The sequence below is a fragment of the Pseudomonas sp. GW456-12-10-14-LB2 genome, assembly GCF_002884345.1.
GTDB classification, from domain to species: Bacteria; Pseudomonadota; Gammaproteobacteria; order Pseudomonadales; family Pseudomonadaceae; genus Aquipseudomonas; species Aquipseudomonas paraglycinae.
In genome coordinates this window covers 137393-159953 of record NZ_POHV01000004.1, presented here as the reverse complement: position 1 = coordinate 159953, position 22561 = coordinate 137393, and the positions used below count along the sequence as shown (strand labels likewise).

Annotated in this window: 28 protein-coding genes; 11 read left to right on the top strand and 17 right to left on the bottom strand. The window is 61.0% G+C overall.

The window, feature by feature from the left end; translation table 11 throughout:
- Window positions 1–45 precede the first annotated feature (45 nt).
- The 11 genes from C1X29_RS04245 to C1X29_RS04195 all read right to left on the bottom strand — a co-directional run bounded on the left by C1X29_RS04245 (window position 46) and on the right by C1X29_RS04195 (window position 9718).
- Window positions 46–537 carry a DUF2878 domain-containing protein gene (locus C1X29_RS04245; RefSeq protein ID WP_102716919.1) on the bottom strand — a complete coding sequence of 164 codons (492 nt, stop codon included), beginning with the start codon at window positions 535–537 and terminating at the stop codon, window positions 46–48.
- Window positions 530–1801 (bottom strand): cyclopropane-fatty-acyl-phospholipid synthase family protein, encoded by a 1272-nt coding sequence (locus C1X29_RS04240; RefSeq protein WP_085745387.1) that lies wholly within the window; start codon window positions 1799–1801, stop codon window positions 530–532. The genes C1X29_RS04245 and C1X29_RS04240 overlap by 8 nt, the downstream gene beginning before the upstream one ends.
- Window positions 1788–2603 (bottom strand): DUF1365 domain-containing protein, encoded by an 816-nt coding sequence (locus C1X29_RS04235; protein ID WP_102716918.1) that lies wholly within the window; start codon window positions 2601–2603, stop codon window positions 1788–1790. Before C1X29_RS04235 ends, C1X29_RS04240 begins: the two co-directional genes overlap by 14 nt.
- Entirely contained in the window at window positions 2600–3847 is a 1248-nt protein-coding gene (locus C1X29_RS04230; RefSeq protein WP_102716917.1) for an NAD(P)/FAD-dependent oxidoreductase, read from the bottom strand. Before C1X29_RS04230 ends, C1X29_RS04235 begins: the two co-directional genes overlap by 4 nt.
- Window positions 3844–4626: an SDR family oxidoreductase gene (locus tag C1X29_RS04225; protein ID WP_102687535.1), complete on the bottom strand. Its 783-nt coding sequence runs from the start codon at window positions 4624–4626 to the stop codon at window positions 3844–3846. Before C1X29_RS04225 ends, C1X29_RS04230 begins: the two co-directional genes overlap by 4 nt.
- Window positions 4623–5045, bottom strand: coding sequence for a nuclear transport factor 2 family protein (locus C1X29_RS04220; RefSeq protein ID WP_102687536.1), 423 nt, complete (start codon window positions 5043–5045; stop codon window positions 4623–4625). The genes C1X29_RS04225 and C1X29_RS04220 overlap by 4 nt, the downstream gene beginning before the upstream one ends.
- Window positions 5038–6483: a deoxyribodipyrimidine photo-lyase gene (phrB, locus tag C1X29_RS04215; protein ID WP_102716916.1), complete on the bottom strand. Its 1446-nt coding sequence runs from the start codon at window positions 6481–6483 to the stop codon at window positions 5038–5040. The genes C1X29_RS04220 and phrB overlap by 8 nt, the downstream gene beginning before the upstream one ends.
- A gap of 20 nt (window positions 6484–6503) precedes the next feature.
- A complete protein-coding gene (locus tag C1X29_RS04210) occupies window positions 6504–7445 on the bottom strand; it encodes a MerR family transcriptional regulator (RefSeq protein WP_102716915.1) in 942 nt (313 codons plus the stop codon).
- Window positions 7445–8407 carry a DUF523 and DUF1722 domain-containing protein gene (locus C1X29_RS04205; RefSeq protein ID WP_085745380.1) on the bottom strand — a complete coding sequence of 321 codons (963 nt, stop codon included), beginning with the start codon at window positions 8405–8407 and terminating at the stop codon, window positions 7445–7447. Before C1X29_RS04205 ends, C1X29_RS04210 begins: the two co-directional genes overlap by 1 nt.
- Window positions 8408–8519: 112 nt before the next feature.
- Entirely contained in the window at window positions 8520–8735 is a 216-nt protein-coding gene (locus tag C1X29_RS04200) for a TIGR02450 family Trp-rich protein (protein ID WP_085745379.1), read from the bottom strand.
- A complete protein-coding gene (locus tag C1X29_RS04195) occupies window positions 8732–9718 on the bottom strand; it encodes an NAD(P)/FAD-dependent oxidoreductase (RefSeq protein WP_085745378.1) in 987 nt (328 codons plus the stop codon). The genes C1X29_RS04200 and C1X29_RS04195 overlap by 4 nt, the downstream gene beginning before the upstream one ends.
- Window positions 9719–9915: 197 nt before the next feature.
- On the opposite strand from C1X29_RS04195, the gene C1X29_RS04190 reads away from it, so the two are divergent.
- The gene (locus C1X29_RS04190; RefSeq protein WP_102687538.1) at window positions 9916–10818 is read left to right on the top strand and encodes a TIGR01777 family oxidoreductase; all 903 of its coding nucleotides are present in this window, start codon (window positions 9916–9918) and stop codon (window positions 10816–10818) included.
- Window positions 10819–10831: 13 nt separating this feature from the next.
- Complete coding sequence (gene hemH / locus C1X29_RS04185) at window positions 10832–11857, top strand: ferrochelatase (RefSeq protein WP_102716914.1); 1026 nt, start codon at window positions 10832–10834, stop codon at window positions 11855–11857.
- Window positions 11858–11989: 132 nt separating this feature from the next.
- Here hemH and C1X29_RS04180 read toward each other — a convergent pair whose 3' ends face one another.
- Both C1X29_RS04180 and upp read right to left on the bottom strand, forming a co-directional pair.
- Window positions 11990–13264 carry a uracil-xanthine permease family protein gene (locus C1X29_RS04180; RefSeq protein ID WP_007951684.1) on the bottom strand — a complete coding sequence of 425 codons (1275 nt, stop codon included), beginning with the start codon at window positions 13262–13264 and terminating at the stop codon, window positions 11990–11992.
- Between the two features lie 2 nt (window positions 13265–13266).
- Entirely contained in the window at window positions 13267–13905 is a 639-nt protein-coding gene (gene upp / locus C1X29_RS04175) for a uracil phosphoribosyltransferase (protein WP_007951682.1), read from the bottom strand.
- A gap of 165 nt (window positions 13906–14070) precedes the next feature.
- Here upp and C1X29_RS04170 point away from each other — a divergent pair, with 165 nt between their 5' ends.
- The 4 genes from C1X29_RS04170 (at window position 14071) to C1X29_RS04155 (ending at window position 16050) form a co-directional block, all read left to right on the top strand.
- Complete coding sequence (locus tag C1X29_RS04170; RefSeq protein WP_007951681.1) at window positions 14071–14628, top strand: hypoxanthine-guanine phosphoribosyltransferase; 558 nt, start codon at window positions 14071–14073, stop codon at window positions 14626–14628.
- A gap of 3 nt (window positions 14629–14631) precedes the next feature.
- Window positions 14632–15105 (top strand): WbuC family cupin fold metalloprotein, encoded by a 474-nt coding sequence (locus tag C1X29_RS04165; protein WP_102716913.1) that lies wholly within the window; start codon window positions 14632–14634, stop codon window positions 15103–15105.
- Window positions 15106–15219: 114 nt separating this feature from the next.
- Window positions 15220–15699 (top strand): hypothetical protein, encoded by a 480-nt coding sequence (locus C1X29_RS04160; RefSeq protein WP_085745374.1) that lies wholly within the window; start codon window positions 15220–15222, stop codon window positions 15697–15699.
- Window positions 15700–15762: 63 nt separating this feature from the next.
- Window positions 15763–16050 (top strand): PA4642 family protein, encoded by a 288-nt coding sequence (locus C1X29_RS04155; protein WP_007951679.1) that lies wholly within the window; start codon window positions 15763–15765, stop codon window positions 16048–16050.
- 75 nt (window positions 16051–16125) lie between these two features.
- On the opposite strand, the gene mqo is transcribed toward C1X29_RS04155, so the two are convergent.
- Window positions 16126–17634: a malate dehydrogenase (quinone) gene (mqo, locus tag C1X29_RS04150; RefSeq protein WP_085745373.1), complete on the bottom strand. Its 1509-nt coding sequence runs from the start codon at window positions 17632–17634 to the stop codon at window positions 16126–16128.
- Between the two features lie 700 nt (window positions 17635–18334).
- The gene (locus C1X29_RS04145) at window positions 18335–18568 is read right to left on the bottom strand and encodes a hypothetical protein (protein ID WP_039766297.1); all 234 of its coding nucleotides are present in this window, start codon (window positions 18566–18568) and stop codon (window positions 18335–18337) included.
- Between the two features lie 190 nt (window positions 18569–18758).
- Between C1X29_RS04145 and C1X29_RS04140 the strand changes: the two genes are divergently transcribed.
- A complete protein-coding gene (locus tag C1X29_RS04140) occupies window positions 18759–19343 on the top strand; it encodes a YajG family lipoprotein (protein WP_007951676.1) in 585 nt (194 codons plus the stop codon).
- A 55-nt stretch (window positions 19344–19398) separates the two neighbouring features.
- On the opposite strand, the gene C1X29_RS04135 is transcribed toward C1X29_RS04140, so the two are convergent.
- Window positions 19399–19605, bottom strand: a complete 207-nt coding sequence (locus tag C1X29_RS04135; RefSeq protein WP_102687541.1) for a hypothetical protein — start codon at window positions 19603–19605, stop codon at window positions 19399–19401.
- A gap of 193 nt (window positions 19606–19798) precedes the next feature.
- Between C1X29_RS04135 and C1X29_RS04130 the strand changes: the two genes are divergently transcribed.
- On the top strand, window positions 19799–20077 hold the full coding sequence (locus C1X29_RS04130; RefSeq protein ID WP_011335898.1) for a hypothetical protein: 279 nt from the start codon (window positions 19799–19801) through the stop codon (window positions 20075–20077).
- A 49-nt stretch (window positions 20078–20126) separates the two neighbouring features.
- On the opposite strand, the gene C1X29_RS04125 is transcribed toward C1X29_RS04130, so the two are convergent.
- Entirely contained in the window at window positions 20127–21290 is a 1164-nt protein-coding gene (locus C1X29_RS04125; protein ID WP_173892773.1) for a 1-acyl-sn-glycerol-3-phosphate acyltransferase, read from the bottom strand.
- A gap of 142 nt (window positions 21291–21432) precedes the next feature.
- Here C1X29_RS04125 and C1X29_RS04120 point away from each other — a divergent pair, with 142 nt between their 5' ends.
- The 3 genes from C1X29_RS04120 to C1X29_RS04110 are packed head-to-tail and all read left to right on the top strand — an operon-like array spanning window position 21433 to window position 22545.
- Window positions 21433–21615 (top strand): CPXCG motif-containing cysteine-rich protein, encoded by a 183-nt coding sequence (locus C1X29_RS04120; protein ID WP_011335896.1) that lies wholly within the window; start codon window positions 21433–21435, stop codon window positions 21613–21615.
- A 9-nt stretch (window positions 21616–21624) separates the two neighbouring features.
- On the top strand, window positions 21625–21885 hold the full coding sequence (locus tag C1X29_RS04115; RefSeq protein WP_011335895.1) for a DUF2007 domain-containing protein: 261 nt from the start codon (window positions 21625–21627) through the stop codon (window positions 21883–21885).
- 36 nt (window positions 21886–21921) lie between these two features.
- Complete coding sequence (locus C1X29_RS04110) at window positions 21922–22545, top strand: SOS response-associated peptidase (protein ID WP_085745370.1); 624 nt, start codon at window positions 21922–21924, stop codon at window positions 22543–22545.
- Window positions 22546–22561: the final 16 nt, after the last annotated feature.

The following is a 22561-nucleotide window of genomic DNA, read 5'->3' as shown; positions in this document are numbered from 1 at the left end:
GTGTACGGCAGTGGCCGATGACCGTGTGAAAGGCCTGACAGGCGTTTAGCGCGCCAGTCGCCGGGACAACTGGTGCAGCAGCGGAAACAGCAACGCCCACAGCAGCGCGATGCCGATCAGAGTCGGTAACTCACCGAAAGGAAACTGCACACCGGCCAGTCGTCCGCCGGCGCCATAGGACAGCGGGCCACCTGCCGCCCCCAGCAGGCTGGCCAGCCACCACGGCCTCGCGCTCCATTGCAGGCAATGACGCAATGTCGTGGCAAACAACGCCCACAGCAACATCAGCCACAGCGGAATCAGCGGTGACAGGTCCTTGAACTCGAAAACCCCGAAACCGCGCAACACGCTGTCCACCGCCGTGCCGATGATCACCACGCTGAGGATCAATCGGCCTTCCTGCGCCCAACTGCTGATCCAGCACAGATGAATCACCAGCACCGCCAGCGCCAGCAGCAACCACAGACTGTTACCACCGAGCACGCAGGCCAGCCAGCCGATCTGGAATAGCACCGCGTTGGCCAACCGTTCAAGCATCGAACCGGCCCAGCAAAGGCGCGGTCATCGCCGCCGGTTTGGCCAGCACCAGCTGTGCAGTGCCGATGGTGCGCTCTAGGAATCCACCCTCGCAATAACACAGGTAGAACTCCCACAGCCTGAGGAAGTAATCGTCATAGCCCAATTCGGTCAGACGGCCGTGAGCATGGCGAAAGTTCTCATGCCACAGACGCAGGGTGCGGGCGTAATGCAGGCCGAAGTCTTCCATGTGCAGCAGGTTCATGTCGGTGTCGCGGCCGACGATTTCGAGCATTTTCTGTACGCAGGGCAGGGCACCGCCGGGGAAAATGTAGCGCTGGATGAAGTCCACGCCACGGCGGGCCTGTTCGTAACGCTGTTCGCGGATGGTGATCGCTTGCAGCAGCATCAGGCCGTTGCTCTTGAGCAGCTGCGCGCATTGCTTGAAATAGGTCGGCAGGAAGCGGTGGCCGACCGCCTCGATCATTTCGATCGACACCAGTTTGTCGTACTGGCCGGTGAGATCACGGTAATCCTTGAGCAGCAGCGTCACCTGATCCTGCAAGCCGAGGCGTTCGATACGGGCTGCGGTGAAGGCGAACTGCTCCTTCGACAGCGTCGTGGTGGTGACTTTGCAGCCGTAGTGCTGCGCCGCGTAAAGCGCCATGCTGCCCCAGCCGGTGCCGATTTCCAGCAGATGGTCGCCGGGCTTGAGCGCGAGCTTCTGACAGATCCGCTCGAGTTTGTTCAGTTGCGCCTGCTCCAGGCTGTCGTCGGGGCTGAGAAACTGCGCGGCGGAATACATCATGGTCGGGTCGAGGAACTGCTCGAACAGGTCATTGCCGAGGTCGTAATGCGCGGCGATGTTTTTCTGCGAGCCCTTGCGCGTATTGCGGTTGAGCCAGTGCAGCCCGCGCACCAGCGGGCGACCGAGCCGGGCCAGGCCACCTTCCATCCCGTCGAGCACTTCAAGGTTGCTGACGAAGACCCGCACCACGGCCGTCAGGTCCGGCGAGCGCCAGTAGCCATGGATGAAAGCTTCACCCGCACCGATCGAACCATTGCCGGCGACCAGGCCCCAGACGGCCGGATCCAGCACCTGAATTTCTCCTACCAGCGCGCTGCCCGGCGTGCCGAAGACGTGGCGCTCGCCGTCCTCGATGACGATCAGTTGACCCTGCTTGAGCTGCTCCAGCTGGCGCAGTACTCCCCGGCGCAGCAGCGAACCGCTCAGGCCGTGAGGGCTGAACAGGCTCGCTTTGGCCGAGACGCTAGTGGATTTCATGGTGGCGTTCCTCGGTCGGTACAGTGGCGGTTCGAAAACGGTCGTCGGCGCGTTGGTGGTCATACACCGGGGTGCGCTTGAGCAACAGGCGCAACGCCTGCCAATAGATCGCCAGCGCGGTCTTGGCGGTCATCCAGGGAAAGCGCCACAGGTGCAGGTGCAAGTGGTGTCGATCAAGGGGTTCACGTCGCAGGTCGAGGGTGGCGTCGAACAGTTTTTGCTCGCCTTGCCAGTCGGCCATGTGCACACCCAGGACCTGCGCGGCAGGGCTGAAGCTCATGCGGTATTCCAGATCCGGCGGCAGGAACGGCGACACATGAAAGGCCTTGGCCACGGCAAAGTGCTGGTGAAAGTCCTGCAGATTGCTGGGCGCTCTGGCCGGCAACACGTAGTGAAAACGCTCGCGCCACGGGGTATTGCTGACTTCGCAGAGAATCGCCGCCAGTTGGCCGTCGGCCTCGTGGCAATAGAAAAAACTCACCGGGTTGAACGACAGGCCCCAGCTGCGTGGCTGGGTCAGCAGGCAGATCGAACCTTGCGGCGCATGGCCCAGGGCTTCGCCGACAAGCTGGCGCACCGCATCGCTCAGGCGCACGCCCCGGCCGGTGAAGGTTTTCAGGTAATCGGTTTCGCGAAATGAAAACGGTGCAAAGCGGCTGGCGCCTGCCAGTCGGGACAGGCCCAGCACCGCTTCCTGTTCAGCCAGATCCAGATACAGCATGCCGATCCGGTAACGGAATTGATGACGGCGCGGTGCGAATCGCCGATGGGCAATCCAGCCACTGTAGAGCGCGCTGTTCACAGACTTTCTCCAAAGGCTGCGGCCACGCGCAGGGCGCTGACCACGCCGTCCTCATGAAAACCGTTGGCCCAATAGGCGCCGCAGTAATGCGTGTGTTGCGCGCCGTCGATTTCAGCCCAGCGCTGCTGTGCCGTCACCGCCGCGAGGCTGAATTGCGGGTGGGCATAAGTGAAGCGCGCGAGCACTTTGGACGGCGTGATGCCAGCGCTCTGGTTTAGGCTGACGCAGAACGTGGTGTCGCTCTGGATGCCTTGCAGAATGTTCATGTCGTAGGTCACGGCCGCCCGGGTATGACCGGCTCCGCCGAGGCGATAGTTCCAGCTGGCCCAGGCCCGTTTGCGTGTGGGCAGCAGGCGGGTGTCGGTGTGCAGCACCACTTCGTTATCGGCATAGGGTAGGGCGCCGAGGATTTCCCGTTCTTTATCGTCAGGATTTCCCAGCAGTCGCAGGGCCTGGTCGCTGTGGCAGGCCAGCACCACTTTGTCGAAACGTTCGATGCCGGCCGGGCTGTGGATAACCACGCCGTGCGCATCGCGATCGATCCGGCCCACCGGGCAATTCAGGCGGATACGCTCCTTGAACGATGCGGTCAACGGCGCAATGTAAGCGCTGGAACCACCCTCGATGACCTGCCATTGCGGACGGTTGCTGACCGACAGCAACCCGTGGTTCTCAAAAAAACGCACGAAGAACTGCAACGGAAAATTGAGCATTTCGGCCATCGGCATCGACCAGATCGCTGCGCCCATCGGCACGATGTAGTGCAGGATGAAACGCTCGCCGTAACCGCCGGCCTTGAGGTAATCGTCGAGTGTGGTGTCCGCGGTGATCCGCTGTTCGGCAAGGTCGCGCCGGGCTTCTTTATTGAATCTCAGAATGTCGCGCAACATGCCCCAGAATCCGGGGGACAGCAGATTGCTGCGTTGGGCGAACAGGCTGTTGAGGTTGTTGCCGTTGTATTCCAGGCCTGTGTCCGGATCGTTGACCGAAAAACTCATCTCGGTGGGCTTGAAGGCCACGCCCAACTGGCCGAGCAAACGAATGAAGTTCGGATACGTCCAGTCGTTGAACACGATGAAGCCGGTGTCCACCGCATACTCGCGCCCGTCCACGGTGACCGGCACCGTGTGCGTATGACCGCCGACCCGGGCGTCGGCTTCGAACACGGTGATGTCATGTCGGCGAGCAAGCAGGTATGCGCAGGTCAATCCTGCGATGCCACTGCCGATAATGGCGATTTTCATGTTGCATCCTTGAGCGGCGGGTTGCTGCGCACCATGCGCTTGCCGATCGCCAGTTGTACCCGCGCGGGCATTTTCGACAGTGGCCACAGGGCCGCGATGAACAGCGCCGGGAAAGCGATCTCAAGCGGCCGGTCCTTCAGCTTGGCGAAGATATGCCGCGCGGCTTTATCCACAGGCCAACTGAGCGGCATCGGGAAGTCATTTTTGGCGGTCAGGGGCGTGTCGACGAAGCCTGGACTGATTACCGTGACTTCAATGCCTTCGGCCGCCAGGTCAATGCGCAGGGATTCGAACAGATAGCGCAGCCCGGCCTTCGACGCGCCATAGGCTTCGGCGCGGGGCAACGGCACATAGGTCACCGAGCTGGCCATCCCCACCAGATGCGGTGCCGTACCGTTGCGCAGCAACGGCAGGGCGGCTTCGATGCAATAGCTGCTGGCGAGCAGGTTGGTGCGTACTACGTGTTCGATGATCGACGCGTCGAATTGACGGGCGTCGACGTATTCGCAGGTGCCGGCGTTGAGGATCACCGAGTCCAGCGAGCCCCAGTCCGCTGCGATCTGTTCGCCGATTTCACGCACGGTCTGACTGTTGGTCAGATCGCCGGGCACCACCAGTACCTGTCCCGGATAACGTTGCGACAGCACTTTGAGCGGTGCGACCTGACGGGAACTCACCGCCAGATGTGCACCGGTCTTGAGGATTTCTTCTGCCAATGCTGCACCGATGCCACTGCTGGCACCGGTCAGCCAATATCGCCGTGGAGCTGTACGACTCATCCCAATCTCCTTTTCAGCCAGGCGATCACCCGGCCCAATACGGGTAAATGTTCATAAAGCAGCGCTCCGGCATCGAAGTAATCCCGGTGGCGGTAAACCTTGTCGCTCCAGAGCAGGTGCGAGCAGCCCGCGACGCGTATCAGTTGCCCACCGCTCAGACGCGGGTGGCGGTAGCTCATGACCCAACGCAGATAGCCTTCGCCGTCGCTGATCTGGTCGAAGCCGTGGAAATCGAAGCGCAGTTCGTTGACGTTGGCGTACAACTCACTGAAGTAAGCGCGCAGGTTCGTCAGCCCCTGCACTTCGTGTAGCGGGTCGGTGAAATGAATGTCCTCGCTGTACAGTTCGTCCAGGGTGCGCAAATTGTCTTTGTTCAACTGTGCGAACCGCTGGGCGAAACTGCGCAGAAATTCACTCATCGCTCACTCCTTGAGATGCGCGTGACGGCAGGTTCTTGAACGCTGTCAGCGCCCGTTCCCGTGATGCGCTCAGATTGACGATCGGCGCCGGATAGTCCGCCACGCCGAACAGTCCGCCGGCACTGGCCGGGTTGTGGACTTCTTTCTTGTTCAGGCCGGCCAGTTCCGGAAGCCAGTGCTTGATGAACAAGCCTTCGCTGTCGAATTTTTCCGACTGACTGACCGGGTTGAAGATCCGGAAGTACGGCGCCGAATCGGTGCCGGTCGAGGCGCTCCACTGCCAGCCGCCGTTGTTGGCGGCCAGGTCGCCGTCGATCAGGTGGCGCATGAAGAAACGCTCGCCTTCGCGCCAGTCGATCAGCAGGTTCTTGGTCAGAAACATCGCCACCACCATTCGCAGGCGGTTGTGCATCCAGCCGGTTTCCAGCAATTGGCGCATGGCCGCGTCGATGATCGGCAAACCGGTGCGGGCTTCCTGCCAGGCGGCCAGATCCGCAGGCGCATCGCGCCAGGCCAGGGCCTCGGTTTCCGGGCGGAATGCGCGATGGCGTGAAACCCGTGGGTAACCGACGAGGATGTGTTTGTAGAACTCGCGCCACAGCAACTCGTTGATCCAGGTGACAGCCCCGACCTTGCCGCTTTCGAATTCGCCCTGATTGCTTTGCAGGGCGGCGTGCAGGCATTGGCGCGGCGATATCACGCCGGCGGCCAGATAGGCCGAGAGCTGACTGGTGCCGGGTTTGGCGGGGAAGTCGCGTTCGCTCTTGTAGTAGTCGATCTGCGCATCGGCGAACGTGTCGAGTCGGCGCCGGGCCTCGGTCTCACCGGCGGGCCACAGGGCGCGCAGGGATTCGACCGGTGTCGGGAACCCTTCGATGGCTTCTGGAACGGGGTCGCTGGCGATGTTCAGCGCTTGCTGTTTGCCCGGGGCCTGTTTCAGCGACGGCATCGAGCGGTGCAGGCGCTCGTAGCAGACCTTGCGGAACTGGCTGAACACCTGAAAGTAAGTGCCGGTTTTGGTCAGTACGCTGCCGGGTTTGAACAGCAATTGGTCGAGGTAGCTGTGGAAGGTGATGCCTTCGGCTTGCAACGCCTCGGCAACGGCCTCGTCGCGACGGCTTTCGTTGATGCCGTATTCCTCGTTGACGTGCACGGCCTCGATCTTCAGCTGTTGGCACAGTTCCAGCAGCACGGCGGGTGCCTGATCCCAGTGAGGCGCGGTGCGGATCAGGAGCGGGATGTTCAGGGCACCAAGGCTTTTGCTCAAATCGCGCAAATTGCGCAGCCAGAAATCGATCTTGCACGGCGCGTCGTCATGTTCCTGCCATTGCAGCGGGCTCAACAGGTACACAGCCACGGTCGGGCCACGCTCGGCGGCGGCCGCGAGGGCGGTGTTGTCGTGTTGGCGCAGGTCGCTGCGCAGCCAGATCAATTGCATGTCGGTCTCTGTCTGAATCATTAAATCAACCCACGCTGAATGAGTACCCGATGCGCCGAAAGAGGATCTTCGGCCAGGAGCAGATCAGCGAAGTCGGAAGTCTTTGCGGACAACTCGGCGTGGTGAATGCACACCGTGGGTCCGGCAATCAGTTTCGGGCAGCTGACGCCATTCAACAGTTTCGGTAGCTGCGCAAGGTTCAGGGCTTTGCTGGAATACAGCAGTACGCCACGGGCTTGCAGGGTATCGGTTGCCAGTGCCAGCTCTCCGGCCGGCAGCGGCCAGTCGAACACCTGCACCGGGCAATCGGCGCTGCTGATCAGCCAGGCGCAGAGCCAAAGGTGCGGCTCCAGCGGTAAATCCGAGTGATTGATCAGCAGCAGCGGCGCGGTGCGCAACTGACGGTTGTTATGGTAGATGCGTGCGCCGAATTTGCTGCGTAACCAGGCAAAAAAGAACACGCGCTCCATCTGCGCGCCGAACTGGCCCTGCCAGCGCTGTTCGAGATCGCTCAGCAGCGGCAGCAGCAATTGCTCGCAAAGTGTGCGCGGCGGATACAACGCCATCGCCTGGTTGATGCTGTCGTCGAGGCTGCGCTCGTTCAGGTGAGTGACCGCCAGCAAAGCAGCCTGGCGCAGCGGATGCCATTCGTCTTCCACCGGTTCGTTTAACGCCTGTGCCGTGTCGAGCAGCGGTTTGACCTGGCTGACCGCCACGCCGCGGTTGAGCCAGGTGAGGATGTTCTGGATGCGCTGCACATGGTCGGCGCTGTACAGACGATGACCCTTGGGTGTGCGCTGCGGAACGATCAGCCCGTAGCGTCTTTCCCAGGCGCGCAGGGTCACGGCATTCACGCCGGTCTGGCGCGCGACTTCGCGGATCGGCAGCCAGCCTTCGTCGAGGGCTTTCTTGAAGTCGGCGCCGAGGTCTTCACGGGCGCTGGTGTCGGGTGAGTCGTTCATCAAATGGCGTTTCGCAGGCTGAGGTTTTCCGGATGCGGTTGCAGGTACACCTGCTGCGCAATGTAGGGATCCGGGTGGAGGCGAAAGTGATGCTTGAGCAGCGTCAGCGGCACCACCAGCGGCACGATGCCGTGCCGGTACTGGCCGATGATGTGTTGCACTTCCTGTTTGTCTTCGGGGGTGATGACCTGTTTCAGGTAGCCACTGATGTGCTGCAGGACATTGCTGTGGGTGCGGCGGGTGGCGCATTTTTTCAGCGCCGCCATCAGTTCGCTGAAATAGCGCGGGCCGAGCTCGTCCGGCGCTGTCTGGCCCATGTTGCCCAGCAGATTGCCCAGCGTCTTGTATTGCACCGGGTTGTGGGCCATCAGCAGGTATTTGTAGCGCGAGTGAAATTCGGTCAGTGCACGGCGGCTCAAGCCCTGCTCGAGCACCTGCTGCCATTCGCGGTAGGCGAGCACGCGGGTGATGAAGTTTTCCCGCAGCACCGGATCGTTCAGGCGCCCGGCTTCCTCCACCGGCAGATCCGGATGCTGCGCACAGAACGCCTCGGCGTAAATGCCACGCCCGCCACCATTCACCGGTGCACCGTTGGCGTGGTAGACCTTCACGCGCTCCAGACCGCAGGAGGGCGATTGCTGCATGAAGATGTAGCCGCAGATGTCACTGAGTTCCCCCGCCATTTTCTCGCCGTAAGCGGCCAGTGGCTGGGTGACGTTAATCGACGGATTGACGGTGCCGACCGCTTCAGGCTTGGCCGGGTCGCCCACAAGTCGAATCGGCTCGCGGGGAATTCCCAGACCGATCGCTACTTCAGGACAGACGGGAACGAATTCAAAATGCTCGGCCAGGGTGCGGCTGCACAGCCGCGATTCCTTGTGTCCGCCGTTGTAGCGGACCTCGGCGCCCATCAGGCAGGCGCTGATGGCGATTTTCGGTAGGGACGTCGATGAGTCGGACATGCAGCAACCTCGAATCTAAACCTGTACAGACAAACTGATCTGTACAACATGCCTTCAGCATAGATTCATGGGTGTACAAGTCAAATTGTTTGTATAAGTTTTTTTGAGGTTTTTAGCGCCAGCCCATTTTCCAGCGTGAGTCATCCTGCAGGACCTGCCAGTCGCATTGCTCGGTACGCCGGGTCAGCACCGCCTGCAATTCGATCGCCAGCACCGTACCTTCTTCGTCGCGGAACAGTTCGGTCACCAGAAAATGCTTTTCACGGTTTTGCGGGTGGGCTGCTGTCCATTTCGACAGCAGTAATTTGCGCGGATTGATACGGTTCACTGCAAGTGTTCGTGCAAGCGTCTTGCCGCCTCCTGACCACTGAGCCACGCCCCTTCGACCCGACCCGACAGGCACCAGTCACCACAGGCGTACAGACCCAGGTCGGCGTCGGCCAGAGTGCCCCATTCATGACTGCTGGCCGGCCGGGCATAGAGCCAGCGGTGGGCGAGGCTGAAGGTCGGGGCCGGCATGGCGCTGTGCAGCAATTCGGCGAAGGCGCCGTGCAATTGTTCGATCACCGCTTCCTTGGGCAAGTCGATGTGCTGCCGGCTCCAGGCACTGGTGGCGTGCAGGACCCAGGTGTCGCACGTGGTGTCGCGTCCCGGTTTGCTGCGGTTGCGGGCCAGCCAGTCGAGGGCGCTGTCCTGGACGAAGCAGCCTTCGATCGGCGTATCCAGCGGCGTGTCGAAGGCGAGGGCGACCGCCCAGGTCGGATCCATTTTTACCCCGGCGGCGGCACCGGCGAGTTTCGGCGCGGCGGCCAGCAGGGCGGTGGCCTGAGGCGCCGGCGTGGCGATCACGACGTGGCTGAACGGCCCGTGGGTGAAGCCTTCGGCGTCCTGCAGGTGCCAGTGTTCTTCACCGCGATAGACCTCGGTGATCCGGCAGGCGAACTGCACTTCCAGTCCATCGAGCAGGCCTCGGGTGATGGCGCTCATGCGCGGCGTGCCGACCCAGCGGGTCTGTTCGTCCGGCGACAGGTTCAATTGCCCGCCATGAAAGGTGTAGAGCTGCGGTGCCCATTCGGCGACCCAGCCTTTGCTTTGCCAGCGCTGGACTTCGGTCACGAAGCGTCGGTCACGGGCGGTGAAGTATTGCGCGCCCATGTCCAGCGAGCCGGCATCGCTGCGCTTGCTCGACATGCGCCCGCCGCTGCCTCGGCTTTTATCGAACAACTGAACGGTATGCCCGGCATCCGTCAGGGCCTGGGCGGCGGAGAGTCCGGCGATGCCGGTGCCAATGATTGCGATAGGTACAGTCATAGGGGCCTCGTTTACCTTTCTGTACAGACTACGCCGTGGATGAAACCTGTACAATTCTGTTTTTTGGTATAACTTCCAGCGTTCTGGTTCTGACAGCTTGGCCTATGGTTAAACAATAGAGCCTGCCCGATAGAAAAGATCCCTGTTTATAAAAATAGACTAGTGATCGGGGTAAAACGCCACGCGAGGTTGAAGTCATGCACATATTGCTGACCGGCGGTACTGGATTGATCGGACGTCAGCTTTGCCGGCACTGGTCCGGGCAGGGTCATCGCCTGACGGTCTGGAGTCGTCGTCCGGAAAAAGTCGCGAAAATCTGTGGCGACCAGGTGCGTGGTATTGCGCGTCTGGAAGAACTTGGCGACGAGCCGGTCGACGTGATCGTCAACCTCGCCGGCGCGCCGATTGCCGACCGGCCGTGGACCCATCGGCGAAAGGCATTGTTGTGGAGCAGCCGGATTACGCTGACCGAATCGTTACTGGCGTGGCTGGAACATCGCGGGCAGAAACCGTCGCTGCTGATCTCGGGTTCGGCCGTGGGTTGGTACGGTGACGGCGGCGAGCGCGAGTTGACCGAAGACTCGCCGCCGGTGATCGACGATTTCGCCAGCCAGTTGTGCATCGCCTGGGAGGAAACCGCGCAACGCGCCGAAGCGATGGATATTCGTGTGGTGCTGGTGCGCACCGGGCTGGTGCTGTCGGCCGAGGGCGGCTTTTTGTCGCGCCTGCTGCTGCCGTTCAAGCTCGGGCTGGGCGGGCCTTTGGGCAACGGTCGGCAGTGGATGCCGTGGATTCATATCGATGACCAAATCGCCCTGATTGATTTTCTTCTGCACCGCAATCAGGCGAGCGGTCCTTATAATGCGTGCGCGCCGAAACCTGTGCGCAATCGCGAATTCGCCAAGACGCTGGGCAGCGTGCTGCACCGCCCGGCGTTCATGCCGATGCCGGCCCTCGCGTTGAAGGTCGGGCTCGGCGAGATGTCATTGCTATTGCTGGGTGGCCAACGGGCCACGCCGAAACGCTTGCTGGAAGCGGGATTCACTTTCCGGTTCACGGATTTACGCGCGGCCCTGGACGATCTTTCCGGCCGCCTCTGAAATAGGACGTTGCATGACCGATCACGCCTTGCTTCTGGTCAACCTGGGGTCGCCGGCCTCCACTTCGGTGGCCGACGTGCGCAGCTACCTCAATCAATTCCTGATGGACCCGTACGTGATCGACCTGCCGTGGCCGGTGCGGCGTCTGCTGGTGTCGCTGATCCTGATCAAGCGCCCGGAGCAGTCGGCCCATGCCTACGCCTCGATCTGGTGGGACGAAGGTTCGCCGCTGGTGGTGCTCAGTCGCCGTCTGCAGCAGCAGATGAAGGCGCAGTGGACTCACGGCCCGGTTGAGCTGGCCATGCGTTACGGCGAGCCATCCATTGAGACAAGCCTGTTGAAGCTGGTCGCGGCGGGGCATAAACGCATCACCCTCGCGCCGCTTTATCCACAGTTCGCCGACAGCACCACCACCACGGTGATTGAAGAAGCCAAGCGTGTGGTGCGTGAGAAAAAGCTCGATGTGCAGCTGTCGGTGTTGCAGCCGTTCTACGATCAGCCGGAATACCTCGACGCGCTGGTGGCGAGCGCCAAGCCGCACTTGCAGCAGGATTACGATCACCTGTTGCTGAGCTTCCACGGTTTGCCGGAACGGCATCTGACCAAGCTCGACCCGACCGGCAATCATTGCTTCAAAAATGAAGATTGCTGCAAGAACGCCTCGGCGGCCGTAATGGCCACCTGTTATCGCGCCCAATGCCTGCGCACAGCGGCGCTGTTCGCTGAGCGCATGGGGCTACCGGACGGCAAGTGGTCGGTGTCGTTTCAGTCGCGGCTGGGCCGGGCGAAGTGGATCGAACCCTACACCGAAGCGCGGCTGGATGAGCTGGCCAAAAACGGCGTGAAGAAGATTCTGGTGATGTGCCCGGCGTTTGTTGCCGATTGCATCGAGACCCTGGAAGAGATCGGCGATCGCGGCAAGGAACAGTTCTGCGAAGCGGGGGGAGAGGAGTTGGTGCTGGTGCCGTGCCTGAATGACGACCCGCAATGGGCGAAGGCGTTGGCAACGCTGTGTGAACGGGCGCCACTGGCCCTTTGATGATCGTCGATGATTGATCGTTCCCACGCTCCGCGTCACTGGACGCGGAGCGTCCCCAGAGGCATTCCCGCGCAGAGCGTGGGAACGATCAGTGTGGGGTGATCCGCGTGGGAACGATCTTGAAGCCAAGGCTTAGATCAGCGGCTCATCCGCCTTCTTGTGCTTCCAGCTGTCATTGCCCGGCAGGATCAGGTTCAGCGCAATCGCCACCACCGCGCACAGCGCGATGCCTTTGAGGCCGAAGTCGTCCGGGCCGGTGCCGGTGCCGACCAGCACACCGCCAATCCCGAACACCAGGGTCACCGACACGATCACCAGGTTGCGCGCCTCGCCCAGGTCGATCTTGTGACGGATCAGGGTGTTCATCCCCACCGCCGCGATCGAACCGAACAACAGGCACAGAATCCCGCCCATCACCGGCACCGGAATGCTTTGCAGCAGGGCGCCGAACTTGCCGATGAACGCCAGAGTGATGGCGAAGATCGCCGCCCAGGTCATGATTTTCGGGTTGTAGTTCTTGGTCAGCATCACCGCGCCGGTGACTTCCGCGTAGGTCGTGTTGGGTGGACCGCCGAACAGGCCGGCTGCGGTGGTGGCGATGCCGTCACCGAGCAGGGTGCGATGCAGGCCTGGTTTCTTCAGGTAGTCGCGACCGGTCACGCTGCCGACCGCAATCACGCCGCCGATGTGCTCGATCGCCGGGGCCAATGCTACCGGGACGATGAACAGGATCGCCTGCCAGTTGAACTCCGGCGCGGTGAAATGAGGAAGCGCAAACCATGGGGCCGCCGCAATCTTAGCGGTGTCGACGACACCGAAATAGAAGGACATGGCGAAACCCACGAGCACGCCGGAAATGATCGGCACCAGACGGAAGATGCCTTTGCCGAACACCGCCACGATCAACGTGGTCAGCAGCGCCGGCATCGAGATCATCATTGCGGTCTGGTAATGGATCAACTCCGAACCGTCGCCGGCCTTGCCCATCGCCATGTTCGCGGCAATCGGCGCCATGGCCAGGCCGATGGAGATGATCACCGGGCCAATTACGACTGGCGGCAGCAGACGGTCAATGAAACCGGTGCCTTTGATCTTCACGGCCAGGCCGAGGAAGGTGTAGACGAAACCGGCCGCCATCACGCCGCCCATGGTCGCGGCGAGGCCGAACTGGCCCTTGGCGAGAATGATCGGGGTGATGAAGGCGAAGCTCGATGCCAGGAACACCGGCACCTGACGCCCGGTGACGATCTGGAACAGAATCGTGCCCAGACCCGCGGTAAACAGTGCCACGTTCGGGTCCAGGCCCGTGATCAGTGGCATCAGCACCAGGGCGCCGAAAGCCACGAACAGCATCTGTGCGCCGGACAGCACCGTGCGCCAGAGCGGATCGTTGAACTCTTGCTGCATGCTTACGCGTCCTTCTGCTTGGTGCCGAAGATCTTGTCACCGGCATCGCCAAGCCCAGGAATGATGTAACCGTGCTCGTTGAGTTTCTGATCGATGGACGCGGTGTAGATGATCACGTCCGGGTGAGCTTTCTCGACAGCGGCAATGCCTTCCGGCGCGGCAACCAGCACCATCGCGCGGATGTCCTTGCAACCGGCCTTCTTCAGCAGGTCGATGGTCGCAACCATGGAGCTGCCGGTGGCGAGCATCGGGTCGATGATCATTGCCAGGCGTTCGTCGATTTCCGGAACCAGTTTTTCCAGATAGGTGTGGGCCTGCAGGGTTTCTTCGTTACGGGCAACGCCGACGGCGCTGACCTTGGCACCCGGGATCAGGCTCAGCACGCCTTCGAGCATGCCGATGCCGGCACGCAGGATCGGCACGACGGTAATCTTCTTGCCGGCGATTTTCTCGACCGACACGGTGCCGCACCAACCTTCGATATCGTAGGTTTCCAGCGGCAGGTCTTTGGTCGCTTCATAGGTCAACAGGGCACCGACTTCCTGCGCGAGTTCGCGGAAATTCTTGGTGCTGATGTCTGCACGGCGCATAAGGCCAAGTTTGTGACGGATCAGCGGATGGCGGATCTCTTGGATGGACATGGGGAAAGGCTCCGGCGGCGGGCAAAAAAACCGGCCTAGATTAATCTATCCGAGGGTGATGTCCTATAGGACATACAGTACGTTAGTCCACAAATGCTTGATTCGGCCCCGGTTGATGCGTACCTTTGCCCGCTTTTCCGAAATCCGTCCCCCCTGGAGAGCGCCATGTCCGCTGATCTCGAGCATATCCGTCAAATCATGCGAGAGGCTGACTGCCTGTACACCGAAGCTGAAGTCGAGGCTGCCATTGCCCGCGTCGGTGCACAAATCAACGAACAACTGGCCGACAGCAACCCGGTGGTGTTCTGCGTGATGAACGGCGGCCTGATCTTCTCCGGCAAACTGCTGACCCATCTGCAGTTCCCGCTGGAAGCGTCCTACCTGCACGCCACCCGCTATCGCAACGAAACCAGCGGCGGCGATCTGTTCTGGAAAGCCAAGCCGGAAGTCTCGTTCATCGACCGCGACGTGCTGATCATCGACGACATCCTCGACGAAGGTCACACCCTGGGCGCGATCATCGACTTCTGCCGTCACGCCGGCGCACGTAAAGTGCACACCGCTGTGCTGATCGACAAGGACCACGACCGCAAGGCTCGTCCTGACCTCAAAGCCGACTTCGTCGGTCTGCCGTGCATCGACCGTTACATCTTCGGCTACGGCATGGACTACAAAGGTTACTGGCGCAACGCCAACGGAATTTTTGCCGTCAAGGGAATGTAATCAATGAACACGCCGGGCTTTCTTGATCAAACGCTGTTTGCCGAGTTGGCCGAGAAAGCCGCGGCCAGTCCTCGCGGGCGTCAGCACCACAACTTCCATCAGATGGAGGAGGCCTGCCACCGCATGGCGGTAGGGCTGCAACCTTGCACCTACATTCCGCCACACCGTCATTTGGGTGACAACAAGGCGGAAACCTTGCTGGTACTCAAAGGAAAGCTCGGTTTGCTGATCTTTGACGAAACCGGTGCGGTGGTGAAAAAGCAGGTATTGCAGGCCGGTGGCGAGTGCCTTGGGGTGGATCTGCCAGTCGGGGTATTCCACGGTCTGGTCGTTCTGGAAGCCGACAGTCTGATGTTCGAGTGCAAGGCTGGGCCCTATCGTCCGGTTGGAGAGGGCGAGCTTGCGCACTGGGCCCCACGCGAAGGCGAGGCCGGGGTTGCGGAGTATCAGGCCTGGATGCACGCGCAATTCGACTGAGCGAATCCGCAATGAAAAGGCGCAAGCGTCCGTAGGTGAAGCTTGCGCCTTTTGCTTTACAGAACCCTGTAAAACCCGTGCTAGAGTGCTCGGCCCCGCCCCCCGGAGCCTGTCATGAGCCTCTTGATCCGCAGCTGCGCCGCCCTGTTGCTGACCCTCAGCCTGCCCCTGGCCGCCGCCCCGATGCACAGTCAATTCCTGCCGCCGGACGACCTGACCCTGCGCGATGCCGAACCCGAGCAGCAGCAACTGTTGCAGGTCACCGATTATTCCGTGGTCGTGGGGGCCCAGCGCCAGTCCAACCAACAGCCGATCCCGGTGACCTCGCCATTGATGATCCGCCTCAAGGGCAAATCCCTGAACAAGGGCGCGACGATCAATCAGGTGCTGGTCAACTTCGATGGCGAAAGCAAAAGCCTGAAAAAACCGATTTATGACGACAAGAGCAAGACCCTGACGCTCTTCTACCCGCTGGCCCAGTACCGGGTGGTGATCGATCTGTTGCGCAACGACACCGTGTATTGCCAGTTCCTGACCTATGCCAATGGCCACATCTGGGCCGATTTGCACACCGGCAGCACGCGCTCGCGTTGAGCCTTGTGCCTGCGCAGGGGTAAACTGCCCGCCCCGTGAAATGTCTGCGAGCTGGAGTCGGCAATGCGTAAAGATAAGAAGCAAGTGATTGGTGACGAGATCGGCGATGAGCAGATCAAGCTGTTCCTCGATTTTGAGCCGGTCGACGCCACCTCGCCGTCGCTGCACAAACTGGTCAAGGCTTACCGTGGCCTGCGCATCGACGATTTCGAGCGTTTTCTGACGTTCTTCGTTGCAGCCGGTTATGACGTGGACGGCAAGGACGAGCACGGCAAGACCTTCGTCGACCAGATCCGCGATCAGCGCAACGCCCCGGAATACATCGAGCTGATCGAGAAAGCACGCGGCTGATCGCCCGAAGTTTTCCACAGGCATAAAAAAACGCCCCGCACTCACCGAGTGCGGGGCGTTTTTCATGGAGACGAATCAGGCGTAGCTTTCGGTCTCGTTGCTGGCTTCAACCAGTTCCAGCGCGACGTTGTTCTGCGTGTTGATCTTGCGATACAGCGCAGCGTCGGTTTCCAGGACCTTTTCACGGGCCGGGAAGATTTCCGCCAGTTTGGCAGCCCACTCACCCTTGGCCTTGGCCGGGAAGCACTTCTCGATCAGTTCCAGCATGATCGAAACGGTCACCGAAGCACCCGGCGAAGCGCCGAGCAGGGCGGCGAGGGAGCCGTCCTTCGCAGCCACCAGTTCGGTACCGAACTGCAGGATGCCGCCTTTTTTCGGGTCTTTCTTGATGATCTGTACCCGTTGGCCGGCCACTTCGAGGCGCCAGTCTTCGGCTTTCGCCTCCGGGTAGAAACGACGCAGGGATTCCAGGCGCTGTTCCATCGACTGCATCACTTCGCTGACCAGGTACTTGGTCAGGTCCATGTTGTTTTTCGCCACGGCCAGCATCGGCCCGATGTTGCCGGCGCGAACCGACAGCGGCAGGTCCATGAAGGAGCCATGCTTGAGGAACTTGGTGGTGAAGCCGGCGTATGGCCCGAACAGCAGGGATTTCTTGCCGTCGACCACGCGGGTGTCGAGGTGCGGCACGGACATCGGTGGCGAACCCACGGCGGCCTGGCTGTAAACCTTGGCCTGGTGATGCTTGACCACTTCCGGGTTGTCGCAACGCAGCCACTGGCCGCTGATCGGGAAGCCGCCGAAGCCTTTGCTTTCTTCGATGCCCGAAGCTTGCAGCAGCGGCAGGGCCGCGCCACCGGCGCCGAGGAATACGAATTTGGCGTCGACTTCACGGCTGCTGCCGCTGTTGACGTCCTTGATGCTGACGGTCCAGCCGTTAGCGTTGCGCTTGAGACCGGTCACGCGCTTGCAGTACTTGACCTGGGCATCGGGTGCGCTGGTCAGGTGCTTGAGCAGCTGATTGGTCAGGGCGCCGAAGTTGACGTCGGTGCCGTTGATCACGCGGGTGGCGGCGAGCACCTGGTCTTTTGGACGACCCGGCATCATCAGCGGCATCCACTCGGCCATCTTCGCCTTGTCTTCGGTGTATTCCATGTCGGCGAAGGCGTGGTGCTTGCGCAGCGTATTGAAACGTTCCTTGAGGAACGACACGCCTTTCTCACCCTCGACGTAACTCAGGTGCGGCACCGGGCTGATGAAGGATTTGCACGAGCCGAACGTGCCTTTCTTGGTCAGGTACGACCAGAACTGCTTCGACACCTCGAACTGGGTGTTGATGTGCACGGCTTTCTTGATGTCGACGGTGCCGTCGGCAGCCTGTGGCGTGTAGTTCAGCTCGCACAGGCCGGCGTGGCCGGTACCGGCGTTGTTCCAGGGGTTGGAACTCTCCGCGGCACCGGAATCCATCAGCTCGACGACTTCCAGCTTGATCGCCGGGTCGAGTTCCTTGAGCAGTACTGCGAGGGTGGCACTCATGATGCCGGCCCCAACCAGAACTACGTCGACTGCTTCGTTATGCGCCATTTAACGCGTCTCCAAAATCTGCAGCACCAAATTGTCGGCATGGCTGCCAGGCGTCCAGGGCAGGTCAGTTGAGCCCCGGGTATCCTTGGTCAGGTGTGCCATGTCCGAATCTTCGCAATTTTTCGCAACTTCGACGGATGCGTGCGGCCTGGCTTCAAGAGTCCTATGAACTCATTTCGGCACGGGGCTGGCAATTCGACTTATGGTCGAGACATCCGTTTGTGCAACCAAATCCGTAGCGGACAGGCTTCAGGCTCCGGTATTCGAGGCGTTCCCGTTCCTGTGTCGTTGGGCTGTTTCAGACGCTAATGGTGCATGTTCAGACGCAAAACTATTCATTTGCTCGCCACACTCTTGTGAAGTTGTGAAAACCCGTTTTTTTCACGCTCTTTTGAAGACGTGAACCTCAAAAAGGGCTGTCCGGGGCTGGCACCGTGCCCGAGGGGGCAAACAACTCAGTGGCCGAGCGTCATGACAGCTCTGCAGATTCGCGAAAAGCGGGATTTGCCAGGGAAACAGCAAGCACGCCAGCTTCACTCGATCTGTGTGGGCGGCTCTCTGTGGGCGATTTGGATGCCAATGCAAGCGCATTGACGCTGTTGCGGGGCCCGATCAGGAGACGTCCTTATAATCGGGGGGAGATTGTATCGAAGAAATGCGGGGAGTTGGTCGAGTTTAATGACTTTTATTAGGCATCCGGTCAGATGCTCAACATCGCCTGAGCACGTGCGCGTGGGCGCTGCTGTTCGACCCGGGCGCTGGCGGGCAGTGGCTGGTGCAGCCAGTTGAGGCGGATTTCCTCGATTTCCACCCAGCCGTCACCCATCGGTTGCAGGCTGCATTGCTTGAAGGCCTGGCAATGGCCGTTGCGGTCGAGCAGGGCGAAGCTGCGGTGCAGCGGGCGTGGGGCGAACAACGAGATCAGATAGCGCATGGCAGTGCTCCTTTTGGGGATCTGTGAGCAAGATTGTCAAAAGGCCGTGACGCGAACGTGTATGGGGAGTGAAGAATGTGTGACAGGAACCGCTGGCGGCGGGTTTTGTCTGACATTTCAGTGCTGGTGACCCACAGTGGCCCACCGCTATACTGCCGGCCTGTCTGTGCCTGATTCTGGAGAGAAGAGCATGTTGCAACGCCTGTTGTTCGGTTTGATCACTGTGACCAGTTTGACCCTGGTTGGCTGCGCCCACAGCCCGCAACAACTGAGCCCGGAACCGAAGCTGACCACTCAGCTGGCACCGGTCGGCCATGGTCAGCCTGTCGTGGTCCGCGTGGTCGACGGTCGTCCGTCGCCAACTCTCGGCACCCGTGGCGGCCTGTACCCGGAAACCAGCGCCATCACCGTGCAGCGCGAGCAGATCCTGCCGAAGCTGCAGGCCCAGGCTGAAGCCGCCGTGCGTCTGCTCGGGTTCACCCCGACCAACAACGCGCCCAATGCACCGCAACTGACCGTGACCCTGGCCGAACTGAAATACCAGTCGCCGAAGGAAGGCATGTACGTGACTGAAGCCACCATCGGTGCGACCTTCCGCTCCGACGTGCAGAACGCCAACCGTCGCTACAGCGGCCGTTACGGTGCCTCGCTGGACCAGCGTTTCGGCATGGCGCCGAACCAGGAAACCAACACCAAACTGGTCAGCGATGTGCTGAGCGATGCGCTGACCCGTCTGTTCAAGGATCCGACCGTGGGTCAGGTCCTCGCCGAATAATTTTTCGGTTGATGTGAAAAAGCCCGGGGCCAGTGATGGTTCCGGGCTTTTTCGTTCAGGCAGCTTGCGAATAGAAGTCGAGGACGCTGACACCAGTCAGCAAATCAGTCTCGGGCAAGTCCGCATGCTGGTGCCCGCCGAGGGCGCAATACACCAGCCAGTGACGGTCCTGAACATTGAAGGCAAGGCTGCCGATGAGGGTCTGCTGTTCGTCGGACGGGGAGATGAGGTACAGGCGATCCTGGTTTTCAGCGTGAAGCATGTCGCGTTCCGTGTCGGTTTAGAGGCGCGCAGGGTGACTGAAACAAATGACGATGCCGTGACACAGGACAGCCATCGGTCGATTGACGGGTTATTTGTCGCAAAGGCTAGGGCAGTCGGGGAGGGTTTCGGTAGAATCCGCGCCGCGGTCGTCGGTCTGGCGTTCGCCATACCGGTTTAGATTGAGGTCTGTGATGTCGCTGCATTTGATGACGCTGTTTACCGCCCATCCCGCCAAACTGATCAACCTGCTGGCCCTGCTGTTGGCCTTCCCCGGCAGTTGGCTGCTGCACGCGACCCGCCGCCGTGAACAACGGGCGATGGCCAGTATCGCGGCCCAGCGTCAGAGTCAGCCGGATCAGGAACCGGTGCTGGATTGGGCGACCCTGCGCATGAACCGCTTCTTCTACCGCTTCGGTTTTGCCTGCCTGGGCCTGGCGTTGCTGGTGTCCTGGATCAGTACCCGCTTCTGAACGAAAAACGGCGCCCGAAGGCGCCGTTCTTGTATCCAGCCGACACCGCTTACAGCGGCAGTCCAGCCTTGACCCGGTACTGATTGCGCACCGGCGTCGCATATTGCAGCACCAGATACGGACGATGCTCTTGCGGGCAAGCGTCCAGACGGCTTTGCCATTCTTCCTGGGCCTTGGCCAGTTCCTCGGCACCGAACACTTCGGCAGCCTTCGGTACGTTCAACTGCGGATCGGCATCAGCCCACTGCGCGTATGCCAGGTAATGCACCGGGAACAACCGGTAGCCGCCGAGAATCTGCTTGTCCATTTCGACCGCCAATTGCTTGGTGTCCTCGAACAGCTCGGTGATCGGCGCGGCGAAGTTCACGTGCACCCGGCCCTTGTAGCCGGTGATGCCCTTGGCAATGCTCACGTCATCCTCGCCCGGCGCCTTGCTGTAGGTGCCGGTGGTGGCGCGGATGTACAGCTCGCGGGCCTTGGCCTGGTCGCATGGGTCGTATTCGTAGCTGATCGACACCGGGCTCAGGTTCAGCGACTGAATGACTTCGCCGAACGGCTCGTCCTTGCGGCTCATGTGGAACATCTTGAGGATCGCCGACTCGGTACGGTCGTCGCCGTCCTTCGCGCGGCCTTCGGCCTGGGCGATCCAGATCGAGGCGCAGTCATTGCGGATCGAGTGGTTGATGTAGGCCGACAGCAGTTGGTAAGCGGCCATTTTCTCGCGGCGCCCGGTGATCGAGCGATGCACGATGAAGCTCTTGTTCAAGCGCATCAGGTCGCTGACGAACGGCTTTTGCAGCAGGTTGTCGCCAATCGCGATGCGCGGGGTCGGCAGGCCGGCGTGGTACACGGCGTAGTTGACGAAGGCCGGGTCCATCACGATGTCGCGGTGGTTGGCGATGAACAGATAAGCGCTGCCGGACTTGAACTGCTCGACACCGGTGTAGGTCACGCCGTCGGTGGCGCGCTCGATGGTGTGGTCGACGTAGAACTCGACCTTGTCCTGCAAAGTGGCCACGGAGGTCACGTCGGCAAACTCACGACGCAGCCGATGGGCTATAAGTGGTTTGAGCATCCAGCCGAAGGCACCGGCAAAACGCGGGAAGCGGAAGTGGGTGAGGATATCTAGAAACGCCTTGTCGCCGAGCAGTCGCGCCAGTACCGCAGGTACTTCGCTGTCGTCGTAAGGTCGGATGGCATCGAATTCGCCCATCATGCTCTCTTGTTGGAAACGGCTAGGGTAAGTAAAGGTTTTGATCGAAAACCAACGGGGCACGGTCTGAAAAAGTAGCCAGACAAAAATAGCCCTGCAAATAGACCGGCGATTATACGCACAAGTCACCCGGGAGACCGCGATGCTGGAAAGCGCAGTATATGAATGTCCGTATTGTGGTGAAGAGGTCGAGACGACCGTGGATCTCTCCGCTGGCGACCAGACCTATATTGAAGACTGTCAGGTGTGCTGTCGGCCGATCACCTTTGTATTGCAGGTCCATGGAGAGGACTGGTTTCTGGAAGTCTTCAGCGAAAACGAGTGAGGCGCGGCCATGCAGCGAATCTACGAGCCGGAAAACCTGATGGAAGGCGAGATGCTCAAGGGCATGCTCGCCAGCGAGGGCATCGAGGCGCATCTGGTCGGGCGCGATCTGCTGGGCGGCACGGGGGAGTTGCCGATCTTCGGACTGTTGGGCCTGTCGGTCGATAACGACCAGGCCGAATACGCCCGCGAGCTGATCAGTGCGTACAATGCCGCGCTGCCGCTGCCCGGCGATGAACCGGACAGCTATCCCGGGACGCTGGTCTGTTAGGCTGGCGTTCGTTTTATTTGTGAGTCGTGCTGCCCCATGTGTGGACGTTATGCCCTGTTTCGCTGGAACCGCGATTTCGCGAGCCTGCCAGGTTTTCCCGCCGATCAGCAGGCGCAGTGGAACATTTCCCCCAACGATTCGGTGTTGATGCTGCGCGCCGAACCCGACGGCCAGCGCACGCTGGCCCGTGCCCGTTGGGGGCTGACACCGCCATGGCTGACCGACATGTCGCGCACCCCGGCCCATGCCAGGGCCGAAACCGTTGCCGAACAGCCGATGTTCCGCGAAGCCCTGCGCCTGCGCCGCTGCCTGCTGCCGGCCAACGGTTTCTACGAATGGCGCGGCAACGTGCGCAAACGGCCGTACTGGCTGACGCCGGGGGAAGGGGCGTCGTTGTTTTTTGCGGCGATCTGGGAAGCGTATCCGGTGCAGGAACAGGTGTGGCTGAGCACGGCGGTGATCACTCAGTCAGCGGCCAGTCAGCGCCGGCCGTTGATTCTTGATGAGGCGGGGCAGGCGGCGTGGCTTGATCCTGAAACGCCGTTGCATGTTCTGCAGGGTTTGCTCGCCAGCGAACCCGCCGCCTTGCGCGAGCGGGTGCTGGCGAACCTTGTCAATGATCCGAAGCTCAACGGGCCGGAGTGCCTGACTCCGGCCTAGCAGCAGATCAAGAGCC

Excerpts from the sequence above, each read along its gene's own strand:
- C1X29_RS04245 (WP_102716919.1), bottom strand. The coding sequence starts at position 537 with ATGCTTGAACGGTTGGCCAACGCGGTGCTATTCCAGATCGGCTGGCTG.
- C1X29_RS04240 (WP_085745387.1), bottom strand. The coding sequence starts at position 1,801 with ATGAAATCCACTAGCGTCTCGGCCAAAGCGAGCCTGTTCAGCCCTCAC.
- C1X29_RS04230 (WP_102716917.1), bottom strand. The coding sequence starts at position 3,847 with ATGAAAATCGCCATTATCGGCAGTGGCATCGCAGGATTGACCTGCGCA.
- C1X29_RS04225 (WP_102687535.1), bottom strand. The coding sequence starts at position 4,626 with ATGAGTCGTACAGCTCCACGGCGATATTGGCTGACCGGTGCCAGCAGT.
- C1X29_RS04220 (WP_102687536.1), bottom strand. The coding sequence starts at position 5,045 with ATGAGTGAATTTCTGCGCAGTTTCGCCCAGCGGTTCGCACAGTTGAAC.
- phrB (WP_102716916.1), bottom strand. The coding sequence starts at position 6,483 with ATGCAATTGATCTGGCTGCGCAGCGACCTGCGCCAACACGACAACACC.
- C1X29_RS04210 (WP_102716915.1), bottom strand. The coding sequence starts at position 7,445 with ATGAACGACTCACCCGACACCAGCGCCCGTGAAGACCTCGGCGCCGAC.
- C1X29_RS04205 (WP_085745380.1), bottom strand. The coding sequence starts at position 8,407 with ATGTCCGACTCATCGACGTCCCTACCGAAAATCGCCATCAGCGCCTGC.
- C1X29_RS04195 (WP_085745378.1), bottom strand. The coding sequence starts at position 9,718 with ATGACTGTACCTATCGCAATCATTGGCACCGGCATCGCCGGACTCTCC.
- C1X29_RS04190 (WP_102687538.1), top strand. The coding sequence starts at position 9,916 with ATGCACATATTGCTGACCGGCGGTACTGGATTGATCGGACGTCAGCTT.
- hemH (WP_102716914.1), top strand. The coding sequence starts at position 10,832 with ATGACCGATCACGCCTTGCTTCTGGTCAACCTGGGGTCGCCGGCCTCC.
- C1X29_RS04180 (WP_007951684.1), bottom strand. The coding sequence starts at position 13,264 with ATGCAGCAAGAGTTCAACGATCCGCTCTGGCGCACGGTGCTGTCCGGC.
- upp (WP_007951682.1), bottom strand. The coding sequence starts at position 13,905 with ATGTCCATCCAAGAGATCCGCCATCCGCTGATCCGTCACAAACTTGGC.
- C1X29_RS04170 (WP_007951681.1), top strand. The coding sequence starts at position 14,071 with ATGTCCGCTGATCTCGAGCATATCCGTCAAATCATGCGAGAGGCTGAC.
- C1X29_RS04165 (WP_102716913.1), top strand. The coding sequence starts at position 14,632 with ATGAACACGCCGGGCTTTCTTGATCAAACGCTGTTTGCCGAGTTGGCC.
- C1X29_RS04160 (WP_085745374.1), top strand. The coding sequence starts at position 15,220 with ATGAGCCTCTTGATCCGCAGCTGCGCCGCCCTGTTGCTGACCCTCAGC.
- C1X29_RS04155 (WP_007951679.1), top strand. The coding sequence starts at position 15,763 with ATGCGTAAAGATAAGAAGCAAGTGATTGGTGACGAGATCGGCGATGAG.
- mqo (WP_085745373.1), bottom strand. The coding sequence starts at position 17,634 with ATGGCGCATAACGAAGCAGTCGACGTAGTTCTGGTTGGGGCCGGCATC.
- C1X29_RS04145 (WP_039766297.1), bottom strand. The coding sequence starts at position 18,568 with ATGCGCTATCTGATCTCGTTGTTCGCCCCACGCCCGCTGCACCGCAGC.
- C1X29_RS04140 (WP_007951676.1), top strand. The coding sequence starts at position 18,759 with ATGTTGCAACGCCTGTTGTTCGGTTTGATCACTGTGACCAGTTTGACC.
- C1X29_RS04135 (WP_102687541.1), bottom strand. The coding sequence starts at position 19,605 with ATGCTTCACGCTGAAAACCAGGATCGCCTGTACCTCATCTCCCCGTCC.
- C1X29_RS04130 (WP_011335898.1), top strand. The coding sequence starts at position 19,799 with ATGTCGCTGCATTTGATGACGCTGTTTACCGCCCATCCCGCCAAACTG.
- C1X29_RS04125 (WP_173892773.1), bottom strand. The coding sequence starts at position 21,290 with ATGGGCGAATTCGATGCCATCCGACCTTACGACGACAGCGAAGTACCT.
- C1X29_RS04120 (WP_011335896.1), top strand. The coding sequence starts at position 21,433 with ATGCTGGAAAGCGCAGTATATGAATGTCCGTATTGTGGTGAAGAGGTC.
- C1X29_RS04115 (WP_011335895.1), top strand. The coding sequence starts at position 21,625 with ATGCAGCGAATCTACGAGCCGGAAAACCTGATGGAAGGCGAGATGCTC.
- C1X29_RS04110 (WP_085745370.1), top strand. The coding sequence starts at position 21,922 with ATGTGTGGACGTTATGCCCTGTTTCGCTGGAACCGCGATTTCGCGAGC.